We start from the raw sequence: 18,891 nt of genomic DNA on the forward strand, positions 1-18,891 counted from the left end.
TGTCAAATATACGTAAAAAAAGACGGTAAAAACCGTCTTTTCCCTACTAATATTTATAAAATATTGTATTTTTACCGTTTAATCGTCTTTTTCGGATCTCATTTCCATTGCTGTTGATTATAAATATTCCTGTACAGACAAGTGCAAGGGCTAAAATAACCGTCAATCCAAGTGCGGAATTTTCATCGGGCAATAAAATTCTTGAGAATATTACGCCGAAAACAGGATTCGTAAAGCCATAGACAGCCACTTTCGAAACCTCATGCGATGCAAGCAGCTTGCCCCAGAGCGAATATGCCGCCGCAGAAATAAAACCGAGATACAAAAGCATCATAATTCCGCTGAATGTATAATGCATTACCCTTCCTCCGAGCATAAGTCCGAAAAGCGAAAGTATTATGCCGCCGAAAAGAAACTGATAGGCACTGAGCATAAGTGTTGAATGCTTAGCCGAAAATTTCTTAAGGCATGCAGACGAAAATCCATAGGATATTGCGGCAATCAACACAAAGCCGTCACCGTTTAATGTAAGTCCAGCTCCGCTTCCGTCTGAGGTCAGATTTACAAGCACAACGCCGACAAAACCAACCGCAACACCGATAAATTTTTTTAATGTAAATTTTTCTTCCTTAAACAGCAGACTTGAAATCAGTATAACAAAGAATACATTAGAGCCTGTTATTATTGATGCCTTTACGCCGGTCGTATGAACAAGTCCGATATAGAAAAAACCGTACTGGAGAATGGTCTGAAACATTGAAACAATAAGCACACTGCCGACAGCATCTTTTTTCAACTTTATAAAGCCGTTTCCGCCTATGAAAGCGATAAGCAGAACCAACAAGCCGGATACAATAAATCTCATTCCGGCAAACAATATTACGTCAGCAGTATTTGCACTGTTTATTTCAAACAACCGATAGCCTATTTTTATACACGGAAAGGCGCTTCCCCATAAAGCACAGCACAGCATTGCCGGAAGTGCTATGGCGAGAAAGCTTTCTTTTTTAACCGATTTCTCCATTTGTACTGCCTCCGTCAATTAATCGTCTGTTCTGATAATAAGCTCGGGAGCCTTAATGCTCACATAGCTGTTTTTATCAACGGATTCAGTTACAAAGGAGTTACCGCCGATTACAGAGTTTTCTCCGATTACCGTATCACCACCGAGTATTGTTGAGTTTGCGTAGATAGTTACGTTGTCCTCAACGGTAGGATGACGTTTTACGCCGGAGAGTACCTGACCTTTTCTCGGTGAAAGTGCTCCGAGAGTAACGCCCTGATATATTTTGACATTGTTGCCGATTGTTGTTGTTTCGCCGATAACAATACCTGTACCATGGTCGATGAAGAAATATTCGCCGATTTCCGCACCGGGATTGATGTCTATACCGGTTTTGCTATGAGCGTGTTCTGTCATCATTCTGGGAATGAAAGGCACATTTCTCTTATAAAGCTCATGTGCAAAGCGGTAAACAAAAATCGCGTAAAATCCGGGATAAGAAAGAATAATTTCTGCCTTACTTGTTGCAGCAGGATCGCCTTCGAAGTTGGCTATAATGTCCTTAATAAGCTTATTCTGGATATTAGGTATTTCATTTATAAATTCACTGCAAATATCGTCAATTCTGTCAGAATCGAAAACCTTTGTTACCTTTGTGCATTTGCAAAGAGAATGAGCAAGCTCAAGCTGTGTTTTAAGCTGATAATATATTGTAATAAGTGTTTTTTCGATAAACTCCTTGGAATCCATTCCTCTTGCTTCGCTTCCGCAGAAATATGCCGGAAAAACAACCTTCTGTATATCCTTTATTATCGACACAATTTCACTTCTGTTGGGAAGTCGCATATTATCGCAGTAAATCGGAAATTCATGGTCATAAATATAGTTTTCTGAAATTTTGCTGATAGCGTTTTGCATTACGGATTCTTTTCCGGTTATCATAATTATATACCCCACTTCATTTAAAAATTCCTACTAATATACTATGGTATTATATCAATATTTTGAATTTTGTCAATACAAATTGTCATATAAGAGTAAGTTTATATATAAAAACATAGTAAATATTAAAAAAGATTGTTAGTCTTAACTAATAATTTAGTATAGTTTTTTAAACAATTTTTCAAAAAAACTATTGCATTTATTTTAGTTATATGATAACATTTAGTAAATGATAATTGTTATTAAAAACTGCTTGATTAGGAGGATTGATTATGGAATTAAAAGGTTCAAGAACAGAAAAAAACCTTATGGAAGCTTTCGCAGGTGAAAGCCAGGCAAGAAACAAATATACATATTTCGCAAGCGTTGCAAAAAAAGAAGGCTATGAGCAGATTTCGGCTATATTCCAGCACACAGCCGACAACGAAAAGGAACATGCAAAGATGTGGTTCAAGGCATTAAACGGAATCGGTTCAACAGCAGAAAACCTTCTTCATGCGGCTGAGGGCGAAAACTACGAATGGACAGATATGTATGCAGAATTTGCCAAGGTTGCCGAAGAGGAAGGATTTACAGACCTTGCTGAAAAGTTCCGTATGGTCGGTGAAATCGAAAAGGCTCACGAAGAAAGATACCGTGCCCTTCTTAACAACATCGAAATGCAGAAGGTATTTGAAAAAAGCGAAGAAACTATGTGGGAATGCCGCAACTGCGGACATATCGTAATCGGCAAAAAAGCACCCGATGTATGCCCGGTATGTGCTCATCCCAGATCATATTTCGAGGTTCGCAAGGAAAATTACTAAAGCGGCGTGTACGTCTTAAGTTGAAAACCGTTAATCAGTTACTTATCAAATGTTATAAAATATATATTAATTATAATTTAGGTTGACCCTTTTAAAAGGATCACAGGGTTTGGGACAGAGTCCCATAAAAAGGAGGAAAATAATTATGAAATTCTACATCTGCGAACACTGTAAAAACATCATCACTTTTGCCGATCCCAGCGGCGTACCCGTTATGTGCTGCGGTCAGAAAATGACTGAGCTTGTACCCGGATCTGTTGACGCTGCCGTTGAAAAACACGTTCCCGAGGTTACTGTTGACGGAAACAAGGTATCGGTTGTTGTCGGCTCTGTTATCCACCCTATGACAGAGGCTCACTATATCAAATTTATCGCTATCCAGACAAAACAGGGAACACAGCTCAAGAGCCTTACTCCCACAGATGAGCCTAAGGCAGAATTTGCCCTTGCAGACGGCGATGAGCTTGTTGAGGCATATGCTTACTGTAATCTTCACGGACTTTGGAAGAAATAATTACATACAGAAAATTAACGGAGTGCCAAAGCACTCCGTTTTTGCTTCATGCTTAAGCGTACAACACAAAAACGGCCGTACAAATTTGTACGGCCGTAAAACATTATATATTCTATTTTATTAAAGATTCAAGCCCTTACTTAAGTTGACAATAAAGTCCTGAACATTTGTTACGATTCCCTTTGCGGAAAGGCTGCCTCTGTCGCTGAGCTTATTAACCGTAAACTCGGAAATATCCACGCAATAGAAATAAACCTGTCTTACCGTTCCGTCCTTAAGCACTCTGTATGAAGGAGTCATGTTTCCGGTTGCTATTGTATGAAGGGTTGTTGCCATACAGATAACGGTTGTTGCATCTCTTATCTGGTCACGCATTGCGTTCTGTGCCTCATAAACATTAGCATGAACAGGAGGAAGAGGTCCGTCATCTCTTATTGAGCCGGCAAGAACATAAGGAATGTTATATTTCTCACAGTTATAGATTATACCGTTGTCGATATGCTCCTCTTCGATAAATTTAGCTATTGAGCCATGATATTTAACTCTGTTGATTGTATCGAGGTGGTTATAATGTCCGTTGGGCTGGCTTTTCTGCGTATAGATATTCTGTCCGAGAGCTGTTGAAAGATATGCCGCCTCAAGGTCATGGGTTGCAAGAGCGTTTCCGGCAAGAATTGCGTTTACGTATCCATTTGCAACAAGCTTGGAAAAAGCGTTTCTTGCGTCGTTATCAAAGGCAAACGCCGGTCCCATTACCCAGACGATTTTGCCATGCTCACGTTCATATTTCAAAAGCTCGTAAAGATCGTCATAATCCTTGGAATATGCTGTTTCTCTGGAACGGTTCTGACGGAAAGCGAAAACGTCCTGTTCCTGTCTTTCCTCATGGAAGCCGTAAGGATATACATAAATTCCGTCCTCACAGTTTTCCGTTCTGCCTGTTACAACGAGGTCGCCTTTTTTAAGCAGACGAAATTCACGAACTATTATTTTACCGTTTTCATATACCGGAACGCAGTCCATACGGCTCTCTTCGGCAAGAAGCCATTGTCCGTTTATTTTAAAATATTCGGGAAATATGCTCATTGCATGATAATTCTCCGGTGCGACCGCATCGAATGGTGATTCCGCAAGCACTGCATTGGGTGCATTGACAAAAATTTCTTCAGTAAAATCAGGTGCCGTAAATTTTCGTAGTTCAAAGCTCATTTAAGTTACCTCCGTTGTCATTAGCGAAAAGTGCATGAATACCGAATCCGTTCACACACCTTTAGTTTTGTTTATCACATAAAGTCCGTTTATTCATTTATACGTGTATAATTATATCACAATAAAAAAACGCTGTAAACAAAACGGAGTAAGTTCTTTCCTTAAAAACCCATTATAAAATAGACATGAACCACTCTACCGTTTTAGGATCGTAATGTGAGAAGAATAAGCTTTCTCCGCTGTCAAGCTTTTCGATTGCAGTCATATCCTCTGCGGAAAGTGTGAAATCGAACACATCAAAATTCTGTTGCATTCTTTCCTTATGTACCGACTTTGGAATAACGACAACATCACTCTGCATAAGCTCAACGGATTCCGAAAGTGCCAGCTTAAGTGAATCCATTGCCTCCGGACTTCCGTTAAGTTCCGCCAGATCATCAAGGGCTTTTTCTCTGCTTTTTACGACATTTGCCTCTTCAAAATATGCGTCTATGTATTTTTGCTCTCCGGTTGCGGCGTTTTCCTGCCATACCGTTTATTTCCTCTTCCATATACACTATCCCTTTACAAAAATATAATGCAATAAATATATTATCACTAAAATACGTTACCTACAAGATATAACAAGTATAAAATTTCATTGTATTTTAATACAAAAAAGCGAAAACCGCATTCAAACGGTTTCCGTCTTTTATCATTTATAACAATCCCTGTAAAAGAACTATAATAATCAATACAGGCAAAATAAATTTGAAATAGAATTTAAGTTTAGGCGAAAGCTTTATTCCTTCGCCCTTATTTACCTCGGCAAGGTAATTATCGAACTTCCAGCCCCATTTACTTACGCAGAAAAGAAGATATACCAGCGAACCTATCGGAAGAAGAAGACTACTTACCAAAAAGTCCTCACTGTCAAGCACATCTCTTGCACCGATTATATGAAGGCTGCTCCATATATTGTAGCCGAATACACATGGAAGGCTTGCCACCGCAAGTATAATTCCGTTTATTATTACCGCCTTTTTACGGCTTATGCCGAATGTATCCATGCAAATCGCAATAATATTTTCAAAAACCGCAAGAACAGTTGAAAAGCTTGCAAAAACCATAAAGAGGAAGAACAATGCACCCCAAAGACGTCCTCCTTCCATATTAACAAACACCTGAGGAAGTGTTACGAATATAAGCGGAGGGCCTGCATCGGGAGATACATTGAAGGAGAAGCATGCCGGGAAAATAATAGTTCCTGCCATAAGCGCAACGAATGTATCGAGTACACAGATACGTATTGCCTCACCGCCGAGCGTATGCTCATCGCCCATATAACTGCCGAAAATCTCCATTGCCGCAATACCGAGGCTGAGTGTGAAGAATGCCTGATTCATTGCCGCAAGAATTACGTTTCCGAGTCCGTTTGTTTTTATGCTTTCGGCAGAAGGAAGAAGATAAAATTTCATACCTTCCGATGCAACGGGAAGCATAAGGCTATGAACTGCAAGAACAACAATAAGCACAAGAAGAGCAAGCATCATTACCTTAGATATTCTTTCAAGTCCGTTCTGCAAACCAAAGCTGCAAACGATAAATCCGGCAACAACAACCACTTCTGTCCAGAATACCATTTTTCCGGGATTGGAAAGAAGTCCGTCGAACACACCGCTTACCGCATCGGACGCCATTCCCGAGACAAACGTACCTTTAATAAATTCGGCAAAGTAATCGACCATCCAGCCGGATACCGTTGTATAATACATCATAAGAAGATAACAGCCGATCATACAGAACCAGCCATGTATATGCCATTTCTGTCCGGGCTTTTCAAGCGTTTTATATGCAAGGACAGCACTTTTTCGGCTTGCCCTGCCAACCGCAAGCTCCATTGTTAAAACAGGAACACCCATTATCAAAAGACAGATAAGATAAAACAGCACAAAATATCCGCCGCCGCTTTGTCCCACAACATACGGAAATCTCCAAACATTGCCGATACCGATTGCACAGCCGGCACTTACCAGAAGAAATCCAAGTCTGGAACGAAATAATTCTCGGTTCATAAATACACCCCATTTGTAAAAGATATACTTATTTTACTACTTAAAAACGGTGTTTACAATGACCGCTTTTCTATGATAAAATAAGAAAAACTTATAATATCGTTTTAATAAACGATTTTTATAAAATCTTTTTGCGGCTTTACAAGTCGCAATGGTGTTTTTGCGAGGGGTGCGCGCTTAAATTGCGAAGTACTGACCGCACAAGATGGTGCGGCAACGCAGTTGCTTTCGTTTACGAAAGTCATGACCAACGACTTTCACCCCTCGCAGCTCCCCTGTCCCGGACACGCTAAAGTTACTGAAAACTATTGACCGCACAAGACAGTGCGGTTGCGTAGCAACTTTTGCAAAGCAAAAGTCATGACCATAGACCTTCGCAGGAATGCTGCTCAGTTTTTTCGGTTTTCGAAAATACAAAGTTAAAATTTTGTAGTTAACTTAAATTAGTCATAAGAATTTTTTTAAAACAAATTTTATCAGTAGGTAAATTTGCATAGCGAATTGCTGATAGTTTTAAATACTTGTGGAGTTTTTGACAAAGCCACATAAATAAAATAATAAGGAGAAAAGCCATGAACCGAAACCAGTTAAAATATTTTGTTGCCGCGGCAGAAAACCAGAGCTTCAGCAAGGCCGCCGAGCAATTTTATATATCTCAGACAGCCGTTACCCAGCAGATAAAGCTTCTGGAGGAAATGCTCGGCTGTACATTATTCAACAGAAACACCCGTCCGGTAACACTTACTCCGTCCGGAAAGGTTTTTCTTATTGAGGCAAAGGCAATTCTGGAACGTATGAACCGTGCCGCCGATCGTGTGCATGATGCGGCAACCGGTCTTATCGGTACACTTCGTGTAGGATATGTATGCGGATATGAGCGAAGCAACCTTTCTGTGCTTATGCGGCACTTTCATCAGAAAAACAGCAATGTGCTCATTACATTTTACCGCTGTTCGACCGACGTGCTTGCCGCCGGCCTTATGCACCACGAATACGACATTATATTTACCTGGGACAGCACAAACCTGAAAAAACAGCCGGACATTGCCTACAAGACAGTCGAAAAAGCAAGGCTTGTTGTTGCTCTGTATCCCGGACATCCGTTTGCACAGCGTAACCAGTTGAGCCGATGGGAGCTTAGAGGCGAAAATATACTTTATATGTCACCGGACGCATCAAACGATTCCTACGGCGATTCACTGTTTATGCGGCGTTATAAGGACGCCGGCTACAAGCCCAACATACTCTTCCGCTCTGCCGATACGGAAAGCATTCTTATGATGGTTGCCGCAGAAGAAGGAATTTCCATACTTCCCGATTACTGCACAGACAAGCTTTATAATGCGGATAACCTTGTGTTCATTCCGCTTGCCGGCGAAGACGAAGACGAGGAAATAATAGCGGCATGGCAAAACAGCAACGAAAACCCGGCATTGCACAGCTTTTTGGATATATTAGAAAAAACTCCGTCACTTAGAGAAACGGAGTCTGAAAAAATTAGTCTTCTGTTTTAAACCTCCAGATATTTTTCAAGCTTACGCTTTATCCTCTGGAGTGCATTATCAACGGATTTCTCCGGTTTTCCCGTTATTGCGGCAATATCGGCATAGGACTTTTTTTCGAGATAGAGATTAAGCACCGTACTTTCATAACGGCTGAGATTTTTAATCAAATGCTCCTCTATGCCTTCCCTTGCCTCTCTGCCTATCATCATTGTTTCGGGATTATCGGATTCCGTTGCTTTTATGTTATCAATAATTGTTTCCTGCGAATCCTCGTCAAAAACAGGTTTATTGAGTGAAACATAATCATTCAACGGCGTATGCTTCTGTCTTGTTGCCGCCTTTACGGCGGTTATAACCTGTCGGTTTACGCAAAGCTCCGCAAAAGCTTTATACGAGGAATGCTTTTCGCCATTGAAATCTCTTACGGATTTATAAAGACCGATCATTCCTTCCTGTATTATGTCCTCGTTATCGGCACCCTTAAGAAAATATGCTCTGGATTTTGCCTTAACCAAGGGCTTATATTTTTCCAATATGTAATCAAGGGCGGCGGTATCTCCGTCCTTTGCAAGCACAACAACGCTTTCGTCGGAGAGCTCACTGAAATTTGTTTCTGTCATTAAAAAATACCTGCTTCCTTATTTATAATGTCTTTGTCTTACTACCTCATACATAAGCAATCCGGCAGCAACAGAGGCATTAAGCGAGGATATTTTTCCGTACATCGGCATTGAAACAACAAAATCGCATTTTTCCTTTACAAGACGGCTTACTCCGTCGCCTTCCGAGCCGATAACTATTGCGATTGCACCGTCAAGAGAGGCATCGAAATAATCATCTCCGCCCATATCGGCACAGGCAACCCATATACCGGCTTTTTTAAGATCATCTATTGTTTTGGATATATTTGTTACTCTCGCAACCGGCATATATTCGATAGCTCCGGCAGATGTTTTTCCGACAACGGCGGTAAGGCCGACACTTCTTCTTTTGGGAATGATAACGCCATGTGCTCCGGCACATTCTGCCGTTCTTATAACCGCACCGAGATTATGCGGATCGGTTATGTTATCGAGTATGACAATAAACGGCTTTTCGCCCTTTTCTTCCGCTCTTTTGAGAATATCGGAAACCTCGGCATAATCATGCTCCGGCACAAGTGCGATAATACCCTGATGGTTTTTTGTCTGGCTCATATCGTCAAGCTTCTGCTTAACAACCTCCTGAACGACAACGCCCTGTTCCTTTGCCATGGCAAGAATACGTCTTATTGTGCCTTCGGCATTGCCCTTCTGGATTATTATTTTTTCTATATCCCTGCCGCTTCTCAAAAGCTCAAGTACAGCATTTCTGCCCTCAAGCTGGTTTTTGTTTATTTCTTTTTCCTTATCGTTTTTCATCAGTTTTCCTCCGTATCAAGCGGATAAGCAAGCTCGAAAAGCTCTGTTATTCTCTCCTGCTGTCCGGACAGATAAAGATAGCCGAAAACAGCCTCAAGACCTGTTGCATGACGGTAGTCCGAAATGTCCATGTTTTTCGGGTGTGTATAGGAATTTGCATTTCTGCCTCTTCTGAACACCGCAAGCTCGTCCTCGGTAAGCTTATCCTCCATAACAAAATAAGCATTGCACTGTGCCTTGGCATTAACCATGCGTCTTGCCTTGGAGTTCATTTTGTTTACCGGTGCATTGCCTTCGGCAACAACTCTCGTTCTGACAAGCACCTCATAAACCGCATCACCGATATACGCAAGCACAAGAGGAGAAAGCTCTCTCGGAGAAACGCCGTCATATTCTTTTTTTAATATTTCCGCAAAAAATTCGTCTGTCATTATTTACCTCATGCTCTGAACCACTGAACACCCTGTCTTGTGTCCTTGATTGTAATTCCCATAGCCGCAAGCTCATCTCTTATGGCATCGGCTGTCGCAAAGTCCTTTGCTTTTTTAGCCTCCGCACGTTTAGCGATAAGTGATTCGATTTTTTCCTTTTCGGGATCCTCTTCCTCTTTTTCCTCGGACTGGAGAATACCGAGAACGGAGCAAAGCTCATTGAACATCTTCTGTGCGGCAAGAGCGGCTTTCTTTGAGAAGCCTTCCGTTATATTTACATTTATGAATTTAACAAGCTCATAGATAGCTGTTATTGCGTCTGCCGTATTGAAGTCGTCGTCCATAGCTGCCTCAAACTTTGTGAGGAATCCGTTTATTTCAGCCTCTTTTTCCGCATCGTCGGCCTTTGTTTCCGTTGTGCAGTTAGCAATATAATGCTCGAGTGACTGAGCAGCTGTCTTAATTCTTTCAAGGCCGTTCTGGCTTGCCTGCATAAGTGTATCACTGAAGTTAAGAGGCATTCTGTAATGTCCGCTTAATATGAAAAATCTGATTACTTCGTAAGGGAATTTTTCGGAGATTTCTCTTACTGTAAAGAAGTTTCCGGCTGATTTGGACATTTTTTCGTTATCTACGGTAATAAAGCCGTTATGCATCCAGTATCTTGAGAATATCTTTCCGCTGCAAGCCTCGCTCTGTGCAATCTCGTTTTCATGGTGAGGGAATATAAGGTCTTCGCCGCCGGCATGAATATCAATTGTTTCGCCGAGATATTTCTTTGACATAACAGAGCATTCGATATGCCAGCCCGGTCTGCCGTCGCCCCAAGGTGATGGCCAGCTGGGTTCGCCTTCTTTTTTAGGCTTCCAGAGAACGAAGTCGGTTGAATTTTTCTTTGCGGCGTCTGCCTCTACACGCTCGGACGCTCCGGCAATAAGCTCATCAAGGTTTTTCTTTGAAAGCTTGCCGTATTCCGGGAAAGATTTTGTATCATAGTATACAGTACCGTTATCCTCATAGGCATGGCCTTTATCGATAAGCTCCTGAATCATTTCGATTATTTCGGGCATTTCCTGTGTTACTCTCGGGTGAACGGTTGCTCTTTTTACATTAAGTCCGTCTGCATCATGGAGTGCCTCCGCAATATATTTTTCCGATACCGCCTGCATTGATGAATGCTCTTCATTTGCTCTTTTGATTATTTTATCGTCAACATCAGTGAAGTTCTGAACATATGTTACCTCATAGCCCTTATGCTCAAGATAACGGCGAACCGTATCAAAAACAACGTAAGGTCTTGCGTTTCCGATATGGATATAGTTATATACGGTAGGGCCGCAAACATACATTTTGACCTTTCCCGGCTCCATAGGAACGAATTCTTCCTTTTTTCTTGTAAGAGTATTATAGATTTTCATTGTTTTTCTCCTTTAAATAAAGCTTAAACGCTGTAATTTTATATTTTTTCGATAAGGCAGACCGCCTGTGCCGCAATGCCTTCGCCTGTGCCGGTAAAGCCGAGTCCTTCCTCGGTTGTTGCCTTAATGTTTATTTGGTCAACATCGCACTGAAGTGCATTGGCGATATTTTTACGCATATCCTCGATATGTGATGCAAGCTTAGGTCTTTGTGCAATCACAGTTGCATCAATATTAATTGTAGTATATCCCTTATCTTTAAGCAAGTGAAAAACCTTGTCTAAAAGAATAAGGCTTGATATATTTTTGAAATCATCGCTGTTATCGGGAAAATGTCTGCCTATATCACCGAGAGCCGCCGCTCCCAGAAGAGCGTCCATAACCGCATGAACAAGCACATCTGCATCGGAATGTCCGAGAAGGCCTTTTTCGTAGGGTATATCAACTCCGCCGAGAATAAGCCTTCTGCCTTCGACAAGCTTATGCACATCATAGCCCTGCCCTATTCTTATATTACTTTTCATCAAAAACCAACCTCCACCGCATTATCTTATAATAATACCATTATACACAATTTTTTTCAATGCAATAAAAAACTGACTTAATAATTTTAGATTGACATTAAAAATTTACTCCCTTTTTACAAAAGTGTGTCTGATGCATATAACTCATAATTATACGAAACACCACACTTTTATTCATTTTCTATTCATTTCCGGCTAATGGGTATTCATTTTTACTCTAAGTTATCATGCAATTTATTAGAATGGAATTTTTGAAAGAGCCAGCACCTTGAATGGGCTGACTCTTTCAATGTCACTTGTAGTTGACAAACTGGAATTTTCAAATTAGTCTTTGCAAATAACCTTTGAATCTTCACCATCAATTACAATTCCCTGACGGTTGTTAATTGGGCATAGATTCAAATCCGAAAACTCAGTCATTATTTTCTCGGTAACTTTCTTAAATGGTGCTGTAAGATAATGCGGAAGAACATAGAAATCAATCAAATCAATCCCTGCATCATCTTCTTGTGAGTAGTCCTCCGGCTTTTCATCCATTTGCTCGATATATTGGATGTTTGGAGCGCATATAATTGCGCCTGCCGACTCGCCGATCATCAATTTTCCATTTGCCAATTCCTTTTTCAGCAGTCCATCAGTTCCCGTTTTACGGAGCTGGTCCATAAGAAAGAAAGAATTTCCGCCGGTAAAATATATTACATCTGCTTCTTCAAAAACAGACTGTATCGTTGAATAAGCCTCCGTTGAAATATCAATTTCAGTTATGATCGCTCCCAACTTTTTGAATAATTTTCGAGCCGAGCCGACATAACCGGTGTAGCCTTCACGCAGTGAAGCTGTTGGAATAAATGCGACTTTCTTATTTTCAATTTCTTCCTTTATCAGACTTCCTACACTTGAAAAGTGCGAACATAAAAATAATTTCATCAATATTCTCCTTTATAAATTTCGATTTGTATAACAGTAGTCTAACACATGTTGTTTAAAAATACTACAGCCAAGCCAATGTCTGTAATTTGCCCTAAAATTTCATTTTATGGAATTTGGACTACTTGATTTTCTAATTGCTTACGCAATTCGTGAAATGTATAATTATACTGTTGATACATCAGACACACAAATGTAAATAGGGACAAAATTTAAAGGCAGAAGTCACATATTACAGTGAAATCTGCCTTTATATATAGGAGAAAAAAGAAGAAAACTATTTAATAATTACCGCTTCCGATATTGTTTGTTGTTCGGAAACAGTCGAAATATTACCGAATGCACTGCCTGTCATTGTTACCATCATAAAGGCAAGGCACAAGGCATAGGCATTTTTTCCGTTTGCCGCTTTTTTGGATTTATGTTTTATTTTAAGCTTCATCAGCATCACTCCTGCTTTTGTTTTATGAGGATATTATAACTGCGGCTTATTAACATGATATGAATAAATAATGAAATTTTTCTAAGATATACATTAAATATTACGGGGCTTTGCCCAAAAACCTTTGAAAAGGTTTTATCTAAACTTTGACAAAATATTTCTGCGAAATATTTTAAAGAAATCAGCCGCAAAATAATTTTCTAAAATTTAAGATATGCTATAAAGTATATCTCAGACTGTAGACAAAGTTATTTTTGTACAGCGGAAGGTATTAGGAAACGAAGAGTTTCCTAAGTGGAATCCGCAGACGGGATTCATTTCCGTCGAGGAGAATAGCGAGTTTCAAGGCTTTTTAGCCGATGGAATGAGCTATTCATGCTTCTGTTTAAACAAGTCGAAATTCCTGATTTCGACTTAGATATGCTATAAAGTATATCTTTCACCACACACTTATGGTATAATTATTATTGTATTCAATCCCGGCATAAGGAGGTAAAAATATGAACAGCATTAAAATAGAATGGTTCGGACATTCGTGCTTCAGAATAAGCTACGACGGTTTCAGTGCCGTTATTGATCCCTACGAGGACGGATACATTCCCGGTCTTAAGCCATTAAGGCTGAGTGCCGACGCCGTTTACTGCTCCCATGGGCATGGCGACCACAACGCAAAGGAGCTTGTGGAGCTTTCCGGCAGAACCGACAATCCGTTCAAAATTACCGAAATACACAGCTGGCATGATGATGTGAAAGGTGCCAAGCGTGGTGCAAACATAATTCGTATTTTTGAGGCAGACGGCATAAGAGTTGCTCATTTCGGCGACATCGGCTGTTTTCCGACCGATGAGCAGAAAATACTTTTATCCAATCTTAACGCAGCTATGATTCCCGTCGGCGGATTTTATACAATGGAGCCAAACTACATTCACAACCTTGTGAACGAGCTCAATCCGGAGGTTGTTATTCCCTGCCATTACAGCGGCTTAGATTATGGCTTTAACGAGATACAGCGAGTTGATGCGTTTCTGGAGTTTGAGGACAACATAAAGTTTTTGGATACCAATACAACAGAAATAGAAAGAAATAACGAGCACAAGATTGTTGTTTTAAAATACAAATAAACCGATAAACTGCCCTTTCGATATGGAAAGGTGCAGTTTTTGTATATATAAAGGAGAATATATTTTGAAATTTAATCGTTTTGAAAATGTGTCCGGACGGAACATGGTGGATAGCATAAATTAAGTCCGTTATGCACTGTTATTTTTCTGCTTTCGGTGCTATACTTTATTCATTATGACAGATATATTATTTAAAAACATAAACATAATCGACGGAACAGGCAGAAAAGCCTATATCGGCGATGTAGGTGTTAAGGACGGAAAAATCTGTACAGGCGAGTACCCATCGGCGGAGGTTATCGACGGTAACGGACTTACTCTTTTACCCGGCTTTATTGATGTACACTCACATGGCGATATAAATTATCTTGACGATTTTGCCTCTCTGTCCAAGCTTTCACAGGGAATTACAACCCAGGTTACCGGAAACTGCTCTATTTCCATGTTTCCGATAAGAGACATTTCCGACTTTACCAAATTTGCAAAGGGCTTTTGCGGTCAACCGACATTTCCGGAGAATGTATCCGCTTTGAGCACTCCCGAAGGCTATGCCGAAGAGCTTGAAAAAACACAAAAGCGTCTGAATTTTGCATACTATACGGGCATGGGCTCGCTAAGGCTTTATGCCATGGGATACAGCACAGACAAGCCTTCCGAAAGGCATATGGACATAATGAAGGAAATGCTTGCCCGCTCAATCGAAAGCGGTTCACTCGGCTTAAGCACAGGGCTTGTATACGTTCCCAACTGCTATTCGCAGAAGGAGGAAATATTTGAGCTGCTCAAGGTAATAAAAAAATACGACGCTTTTTATGCAACCCATGTAAGGAACGAATCCAACCGAGTTATCGAAGCATATGACGAGGCACTGGAAACCGCATACGAGGCAGGCGTTACCCTGTTTCTTTCCCATTTCAAAGCGGCAGGAAGAACCAACTGGGGAAAGCCGCACAAAATTTTGCAGAAAGTAAGCCAATACAAGGCAAAGGGCATGAAAATAACGCTTGACCACTACCCTTATCTTGCCGGAATGACTGCACTCAACGTATCTATCCCGCCGGAATACAGAAAGGACGGAAACGAAAAGCTTGCGGAATATCTTGCGGACGAAAGTATTGTAGAAAAAATTCGTCAGCGAATGTCTGCACCCGTTGACGATTATGAAAACTATGTAATTGCCTGCGGCGGCTTTGACGGCGTTCTTGTTTCAAGCTGTCCCTTTGACCATTCCGCCGACGGAATGACGGTTTCCGAATATGCCGAAAAGGTCGGAATGGAGCCGTTTGAGGCATACATAGATATTTTACGCAAAAACAAAGGCTTAGGACTTGCGGTTTATTTCCATATGTGTGAGGACGATCTTCTGGAGATTGCCCAATATCCCGATACGGTAATCGGCTCTGACGCACTTTTCGGTATGCCCGGAGAAAACATTCATCCGAGAGCCTTCGGAACATTCACACAGGGCTACGATTTATATGTACGGAACAAAGGAATATTCACCGCAGAGGAATTTGTACATCGTGCGACAGGACTTGCGGCAGAAAGGCTCGGCTTTAAGCATAAGGGCGTTATTGCCGACGGATACGATGCAGACCTTATACTCTGCGATTTATCAAAGCTGAAGGCAACCGCAACCTACAAAAACTCAAATCAGGTTTCGGAAGGCATAAAGACCGTTTATGTAAACGGAAAAGCCGCTTATACCGACGGCAGGCTTACCGGCAATTTCAGTGGAAGAGTTATAAAAAGAGAGAAATAAAACAAGACAGCCATGTCGGATTTACGCAACAATAATACTCTGCGTTTCGGCATAGCTGTCTATTATTTTCAATATGTTTTCATCGGCATTTGTTTCGGAAATATCGCAGAAGCCGCTTGTATAGCCGTTCAGAATGTATTTTCCGTTTTTATGCTCAAAATACAAGTCAAGCCTTCCGAGATAGTGGCGTTCCTCTCCTCCGCTCTGGACAATGGGAATTTCGTTTCCGGAGTGATTTTTTATTCTTATTGGACGTTTAAGCGCATAGTGGTCATCTGCACCGAAAACGGCAGAAATACCATCTGTTTCGGCAATATTTATATCCATGTTTATTCCGCAATGGGACAGCACAACCATTATATCGCATTTATTTTTAAGCTCAGCCGCAATTTTTTCAACGGCAATATCGCCTCTTTCAAAATATTTATCGGAAACCTCATTCCAGTTACGCTCCTGAGGCTTTAAAGAGGTTACGCCGATAATGCCGATTTTTACACCATTAATGTTTTTTATGAAATAGGGATTAAAGCCGTCCATATATTTTTCTGTGGATTTATAGATTACATTGGCACAAACAGGCTCAAAAGCGGCATTATTTATTATATCAGCGAGCTGGCGATTTGATTTTTCCGCCGTTCCGTCACCGAAAGGAACACGAAAATCGTTATTGCCGGGGACCCATGCGTCATAGCCCATTGCACAGAAAATATCCCTTTCGACCATTCCGGAGAAGCTCTGATATTCGCCTCTGAGAAATATATCGCCGCTGTCCAGAAGAAGTACATTTTTCTCTTTCTTGCGGATTTCGTTCACAACGGTGCTGTATTGCGGAAGTGAATCAATCTTTCCATGAATATCATTTGTATGAAAAACTGTCAATTTGAACAAAGCCGATTTTTTCATAATGATCATCTCCATAAATAAATTTACTGCACTTTTATGATAGCAAAAGACCTCATTTATTTATATCACAGAGGTGTTAAAAAACTGATTAATTATTGTAAATCAACCAAAAATATTAACGAAATTTCAGTCACAATATTATATAATATTCATATTGTCCAATCGGTTTGATTTTTGTACAATCAGAATAGTAAGGCAGATTGTTTTACATATAAGGTATATTGTTTAATTTAAGTAGGAAAAATTATGTGCGAAAATAAACATGAATGTCCCTGTGTAAAGGTAGATTGCAAGAACCACGGAAAATGCTGTGACTGTGTTGCCGCTCACAATGCCGCAGGCTCACTTACATACTGCGTAAATCAGGCAATGCAGGCTAAGAAATAATGAAAAACTTTAACGAAAAAAGCGTACCGATTGGTACGCTTTTATGCTATCTATACTATTTTGAATATATCCTCTAATTTTTCGATTTCGTATGTACTTCTGATTTCTTCCGACGGCTCTGCTTTATGCGGATTATACCAGCAGGTATCTATATCAGCTCTATTTCCGCCGAGAATATCGGACGAAAGCGAATTTCCTATCATAAGTGCTTTTCTTTTATCAAAGCTTGGGATATGTGTGGCGACATAGTCGAAAAAGCCAACAAGCGGTTTCTGCACGCCGACCTCATCGGAAACAAATATGTCCTCGAAGCAGTCATACATTCCGGCAAGCTTCAATCTGGAAATCTGCATTTCTTTAATGCCGTTGCTTGCGGCAAAAACACGATAGCCCATATCATGGAGCCGTTTTATTATCTCCGGCGAATTTTCCACAGGCTCTGCACCGAGATAAAGATATTTTCTGTATTCGGCTTCCCATTCCTCACCATCTGCCGTTATGCCGAGCTTAGCCATTGCGATGGCAAAGCGTGTATTGAACAAATTATTTATATCAATTTCTCCATGCTCGTATTTATGCCAAAGCTCATTATTCACTTCTCTGTAAACCTTCGCCGTTGTGTCAAAATCCTTTATGCCACGGGATTTAAAGAGCTGTTTAAGCGAGCTTTCCTCATTCGAATCAAAATCGAGAAGTGTGTCATCAATATCGAACAAAAGAATAGGATAAATCATTTCTGCTCCTTTGCCATACGTTCATTGAAATGCTTTTTAATGCACCGGAATGTTTCATCGCTGAGGTCATGCTCGATTTTGCAGGCATCTTCAAGTGCCGTAGCCTCACTGACACCGATAGAAACCAACATTTTTGAAATAATAGTATGTCTTTCGTATATTCTTTCGGCAACCTCCAGACCTTCATCTGTGAGAGAAATATGGTTTTCACCGTTTACAAGAATAAAGCCCTTATCCTTCATCTGTTTAAGCGCAACGGAAACCGTAGGTCTTGAGTAATTAAAATAATTGCATATATCAATAGCGTGTACATCGGGCTGTTTACGTTTAAGCACCAATATCGCTTCAAGATAGTTTTCAACTGCTTCGGTAACTGCCATAAAATCACTTCCTTAATTATAATTATTTCCTAATACCTAAAATCCCTTATTTTATAAGTATACAATAAAGATCAAATTTTTTCAATCAAATTTTATTTTTTTATATGTAATCAGCTTATATAAAGGCAAATTTGTATAACTTATGCCTTTTTACCGGCATGTTTTTTAAACGATATGACAATATATCTTACCCAGACAATTATTGCGGCTCCGTTAATGAAAAGCGAAAGATAGTCCATTTCAAGCTTCGACGGGCCTGCAACAAAGTCATAGAAATTCCAGACGGTTGCAATTGCGAGTATTAAAGTTATTAAAACGATTGTTAATTTTTTAGACATATTTATTCTCCGTTAAACAATATTATAAATTCTAAGTCGAAAACCTGTCATGACTTTTACGTCACTCACAAGTTTTTACAATATTAGAGGG

Annotated in this window: 22 protein-coding genes; 6 read left to right on the plus strand and 16 right to left on the minus strand. The window is 40.3% G+C overall.

The genetic code is table 11. From position 1 onward, the window contains the following. Nucleotides 1-46: 46 nt before the first annotated feature. Nucleotides 47-1,024, minus strand: a complete 978-nt coding sequence (locus KQI66_RS00785) for a DMT family transporter (RefSeq protein WP_216426807.1) — start codon at nucleotides 1,022-1,024, stop codon at nucleotides 47-49. An 18-nt stretch (nucleotides 1,025-1,042) separates the two neighbouring features. Continuing rightward, nucleotides 1,043-1,945 carry a serine O-acetyltransferase EpsC gene (gene epsC / locus KQI66_RS00790; RefSeq protein ID WP_216426808.1) on the minus strand — a complete coding sequence of 301 codons (903 nt, stop codon included), beginning with the start codon at nucleotides 1,943-1,945 and terminating at the stop codon, nucleotides 1,043-1,045. Between the two features lie 272 nt (nucleotides 1,946-2,217). On the opposite strand from epsC, the gene rbr reads away from it, so the two are divergent. Further along, nucleotides 2,218-2,751: a rubrerythrin gene (rbr, locus tag KQI66_RS00795; RefSeq protein ID WP_253287606.1), complete on the plus strand. Its 534-nt coding sequence runs from the start codon at nucleotides 2,218-2,220 to the stop codon at nucleotides 2,749-2,751. Between the two features lie 145 nt (nucleotides 2,752-2,896). Beyond that, nucleotides 2,897-3,265, plus strand: coding sequence for a desulfoferrodoxin family protein (locus tag KQI66_RS00800; RefSeq protein ID WP_216426809.1), 369 nt, complete (start codon nucleotides 2,897-2,899; stop codon nucleotides 3,263-3,265). A gap of 120 nt (nucleotides 3,266-3,385) precedes the next feature. Here the strand turns inward: KQI66_RS00800 and KQI66_RS00805 are convergent, their stop codons facing one another. The 3 genes from KQI66_RS00805 to KQI66_RS00815 all read right to left on the minus strand — a co-directional run bounded on the left by KQI66_RS00805 (nucleotide 3,386) and on the right by KQI66_RS00815 (nucleotide 6,528). Next, complete coding sequence (locus tag KQI66_RS00805) at nucleotides 3,386-4,474, minus strand: ornithine cyclodeaminase family domain (RefSeq protein ID WP_216426810.1); 1,089 nt, start codon at nucleotides 4,472-4,474, stop codon at nucleotides 3,386-3,388. A gap of 172 nt (nucleotides 4,475-4,646) precedes the next feature. Then, the gene (locus KQI66_RS00810; RefSeq protein ID WP_330654917.1) at nucleotides 4,647-4,877 is read right to left on the minus strand and encodes a hypothetical protein; all 231 of its coding nucleotides are present in this window, start codon (nucleotides 4,875-4,877) and stop codon (nucleotides 4,647-4,649) included. 295 nt (nucleotides 4,878-5,172) lie between these two features. Then, complete coding sequence (locus KQI66_RS00815; protein ID WP_216426811.1) at nucleotides 5,173-6,528, minus strand: sodium-dependent transporter; 1,356 nt, start codon at nucleotides 6,526-6,528, stop codon at nucleotides 5,173-5,175. Nucleotides 6,529-7,100: 572 nt separating this feature from the next. Between KQI66_RS00815 and KQI66_RS00820 the strand changes: the two genes are divergently transcribed. Then, nucleotides 7,101-8,042: a LysR family transcriptional regulator gene (locus KQI66_RS00820; protein ID WP_216426812.1), complete on the plus strand. Its 942-nt coding sequence runs from the start codon at nucleotides 7,101-7,103 to the stop codon at nucleotides 8,040-8,042. On the opposite strand, the gene sigH is transcribed toward KQI66_RS00820, so the two are convergent. The 7 genes from sigH to KQI66_RS00855 form a co-directional block, all read right to left on the minus strand. Continuing rightward, the gene (sigH, locus tag KQI66_RS00825; protein WP_216426813.1) at nucleotides 8,039-8,653 is read right to left on the minus strand and encodes an RNA polymerase sporulation sigma factor SigH; all 615 of its coding nucleotides are present in this window, start codon (nucleotides 8,651-8,653) and stop codon (nucleotides 8,039-8,041) included. The genes KQI66_RS00820 and sigH overlap by 4 nt on opposite strands. An 18-nt stretch (nucleotides 8,654-8,671) precedes the next feature. Continuing rightward, on the minus strand, nucleotides 8,672-9,433 hold the full coding sequence (rlmB, locus tag KQI66_RS00830) for a 23S rRNA (guanosine(2251)-2'-O)-methyltransferase RlmB (RefSeq protein ID WP_216426814.1): 762 nt from the start codon (nucleotides 9,431-9,433) through the stop codon (nucleotides 8,672-8,674). Next, the gene (locus tag KQI66_RS00835; RefSeq protein WP_216426815.1) at nucleotides 9,433-9,864 is read right to left on the minus strand and encodes a Mini-ribonuclease 3; all 432 of its coding nucleotides are present in this window, start codon (nucleotides 9,862-9,864) and stop codon (nucleotides 9,433-9,435) included. The genes rlmB and KQI66_RS00835 overlap by 1 nt, the downstream gene beginning before the upstream one ends. 8 nt (nucleotides 9,865-9,872) lie before the next feature. Further along, complete coding sequence (gene cysS, locus KQI66_RS00840) at nucleotides 9,873-11,282, minus strand: cysteine--tRNA ligase (RefSeq protein WP_216426816.1); 1,410 nt, start codon at nucleotides 11,280-11,282, stop codon at nucleotides 9,873-9,875. Nucleotides 11,283-11,320: 38 nt separating this feature from the next. Further along, on the minus strand, nucleotides 11,321-11,794 hold the full coding sequence (ispF, locus tag KQI66_RS00845; protein WP_334300578.1) for a 2-C-methyl-D-erythritol 2,4-cyclodiphosphate synthase: 474 nt from the start codon (nucleotides 11,792-11,794) through the stop codon (nucleotides 11,321-11,323). Between the two features lie 336 nt (nucleotides 11,795-12,130). Further along, nucleotides 12,131-12,733, minus strand: a complete 603-nt coding sequence (locus KQI66_RS00850; RefSeq protein WP_117840910.1) for a Type 1 glutamine amidotransferase-like domain-containing protein — start codon at nucleotides 12,731-12,733, stop codon at nucleotides 12,131-12,133. Nucleotides 12,734-13,010: 277 nt separating this feature from the next. Next, on the minus strand, nucleotides 13,011-13,175 hold the full coding sequence (locus tag KQI66_RS00855) for a hypothetical protein (protein WP_216426817.1): 165 nt from the start codon (nucleotides 13,173-13,175) through the stop codon (nucleotides 13,011-13,013). Between the two features lie 500 nt (nucleotides 13,176-13,675). On the opposite strand from KQI66_RS00855, the gene KQI66_RS00860 reads away from it, so the two are divergent. After that, nucleotides 13,676-14,296, plus strand: a complete 621-nt coding sequence (locus tag KQI66_RS00860; RefSeq protein WP_216426818.1) for an MBL fold metallo-hydrolase — start codon at nucleotides 13,676-13,678, stop codon at nucleotides 14,294-14,296. Between the two features lie 175 nt (nucleotides 14,297-14,471). Further along, a complete protein-coding gene (locus KQI66_RS00865) occupies nucleotides 14,472-16,058 on the plus strand; it encodes an N-acyl-D-amino-acid deacylase family protein (RefSeq protein WP_216426819.1) in 1,587 nt (528 codons plus the stop codon). 21 nt (nucleotides 16,059-16,079) lie between these two features. On the opposite strand, the gene KQI66_RS00870 is transcribed toward KQI66_RS00865, so the two are convergent. Then, complete coding sequence (locus KQI66_RS00870; RefSeq protein ID WP_216426820.1) at nucleotides 16,080-16,961, minus strand: metallophosphoesterase; 882 nt, start codon at nucleotides 16,959-16,961, stop codon at nucleotides 16,080-16,082. Between the two features lie 246 nt (nucleotides 16,962-17,207). On the opposite strand from KQI66_RS00870, the gene KQI66_RS00875 reads away from it, so the two are divergent. Further along, nucleotides 17,208-17,348, plus strand: coding sequence for a hypothetical protein (locus KQI66_RS00875; RefSeq protein WP_216426821.1), 141 nt, complete (start codon nucleotides 17,208-17,210; stop codon nucleotides 17,346-17,348). Between the two features lie 50 nt (nucleotides 17,349-17,398). Here KQI66_RS00875 and KQI66_RS00880 read toward each other — a convergent pair whose 3' ends face one another. The 3 genes from KQI66_RS00880 to KQI66_RS00890 all read right to left on the minus strand — a co-directional run bounded on the left by KQI66_RS00880 (nucleotide 17,399) and on the right by KQI66_RS00890 (nucleotide 18,800). Next, nucleotides 17,399-18,082 (minus strand): YjjG family noncanonical pyrimidine nucleotidase, encoded by a 684-nt coding sequence (locus KQI66_RS00880; protein ID WP_216426822.1) that lies wholly within the window; start codon nucleotides 18,080-18,082, stop codon nucleotides 17,399-17,401. Beyond that, a complete protein-coding gene (locus KQI66_RS00885; RefSeq protein ID WP_216426823.1) occupies nucleotides 18,079-18,462 on the minus strand; it encodes a metal-dependent transcriptional regulator in 384 nt (127 codons plus the stop codon). The genes KQI66_RS00880 and KQI66_RS00885 overlap by 4 nt, the downstream gene beginning before the upstream one ends. A gap of 140 nt (nucleotides 18,463-18,602) precedes the next feature. Further along, a complete protein-coding gene (locus KQI66_RS00890; RefSeq protein WP_216426824.1) occupies nucleotides 18,603-18,800 on the minus strand; it encodes a hypothetical protein in 198 nt (65 codons plus the stop codon). Nucleotides 18,801-18,891 lie beyond the last annotated feature (91 nt).

The sequence above is a fragment of the Anaerotignum sp. MSJ-24 genome (genome assembly GCF_018918145.1).
GTDB lineage: Bacteria > Bacillota > Clostridia > Lachnospirales > Anaerotignaceae > Metalachnospira.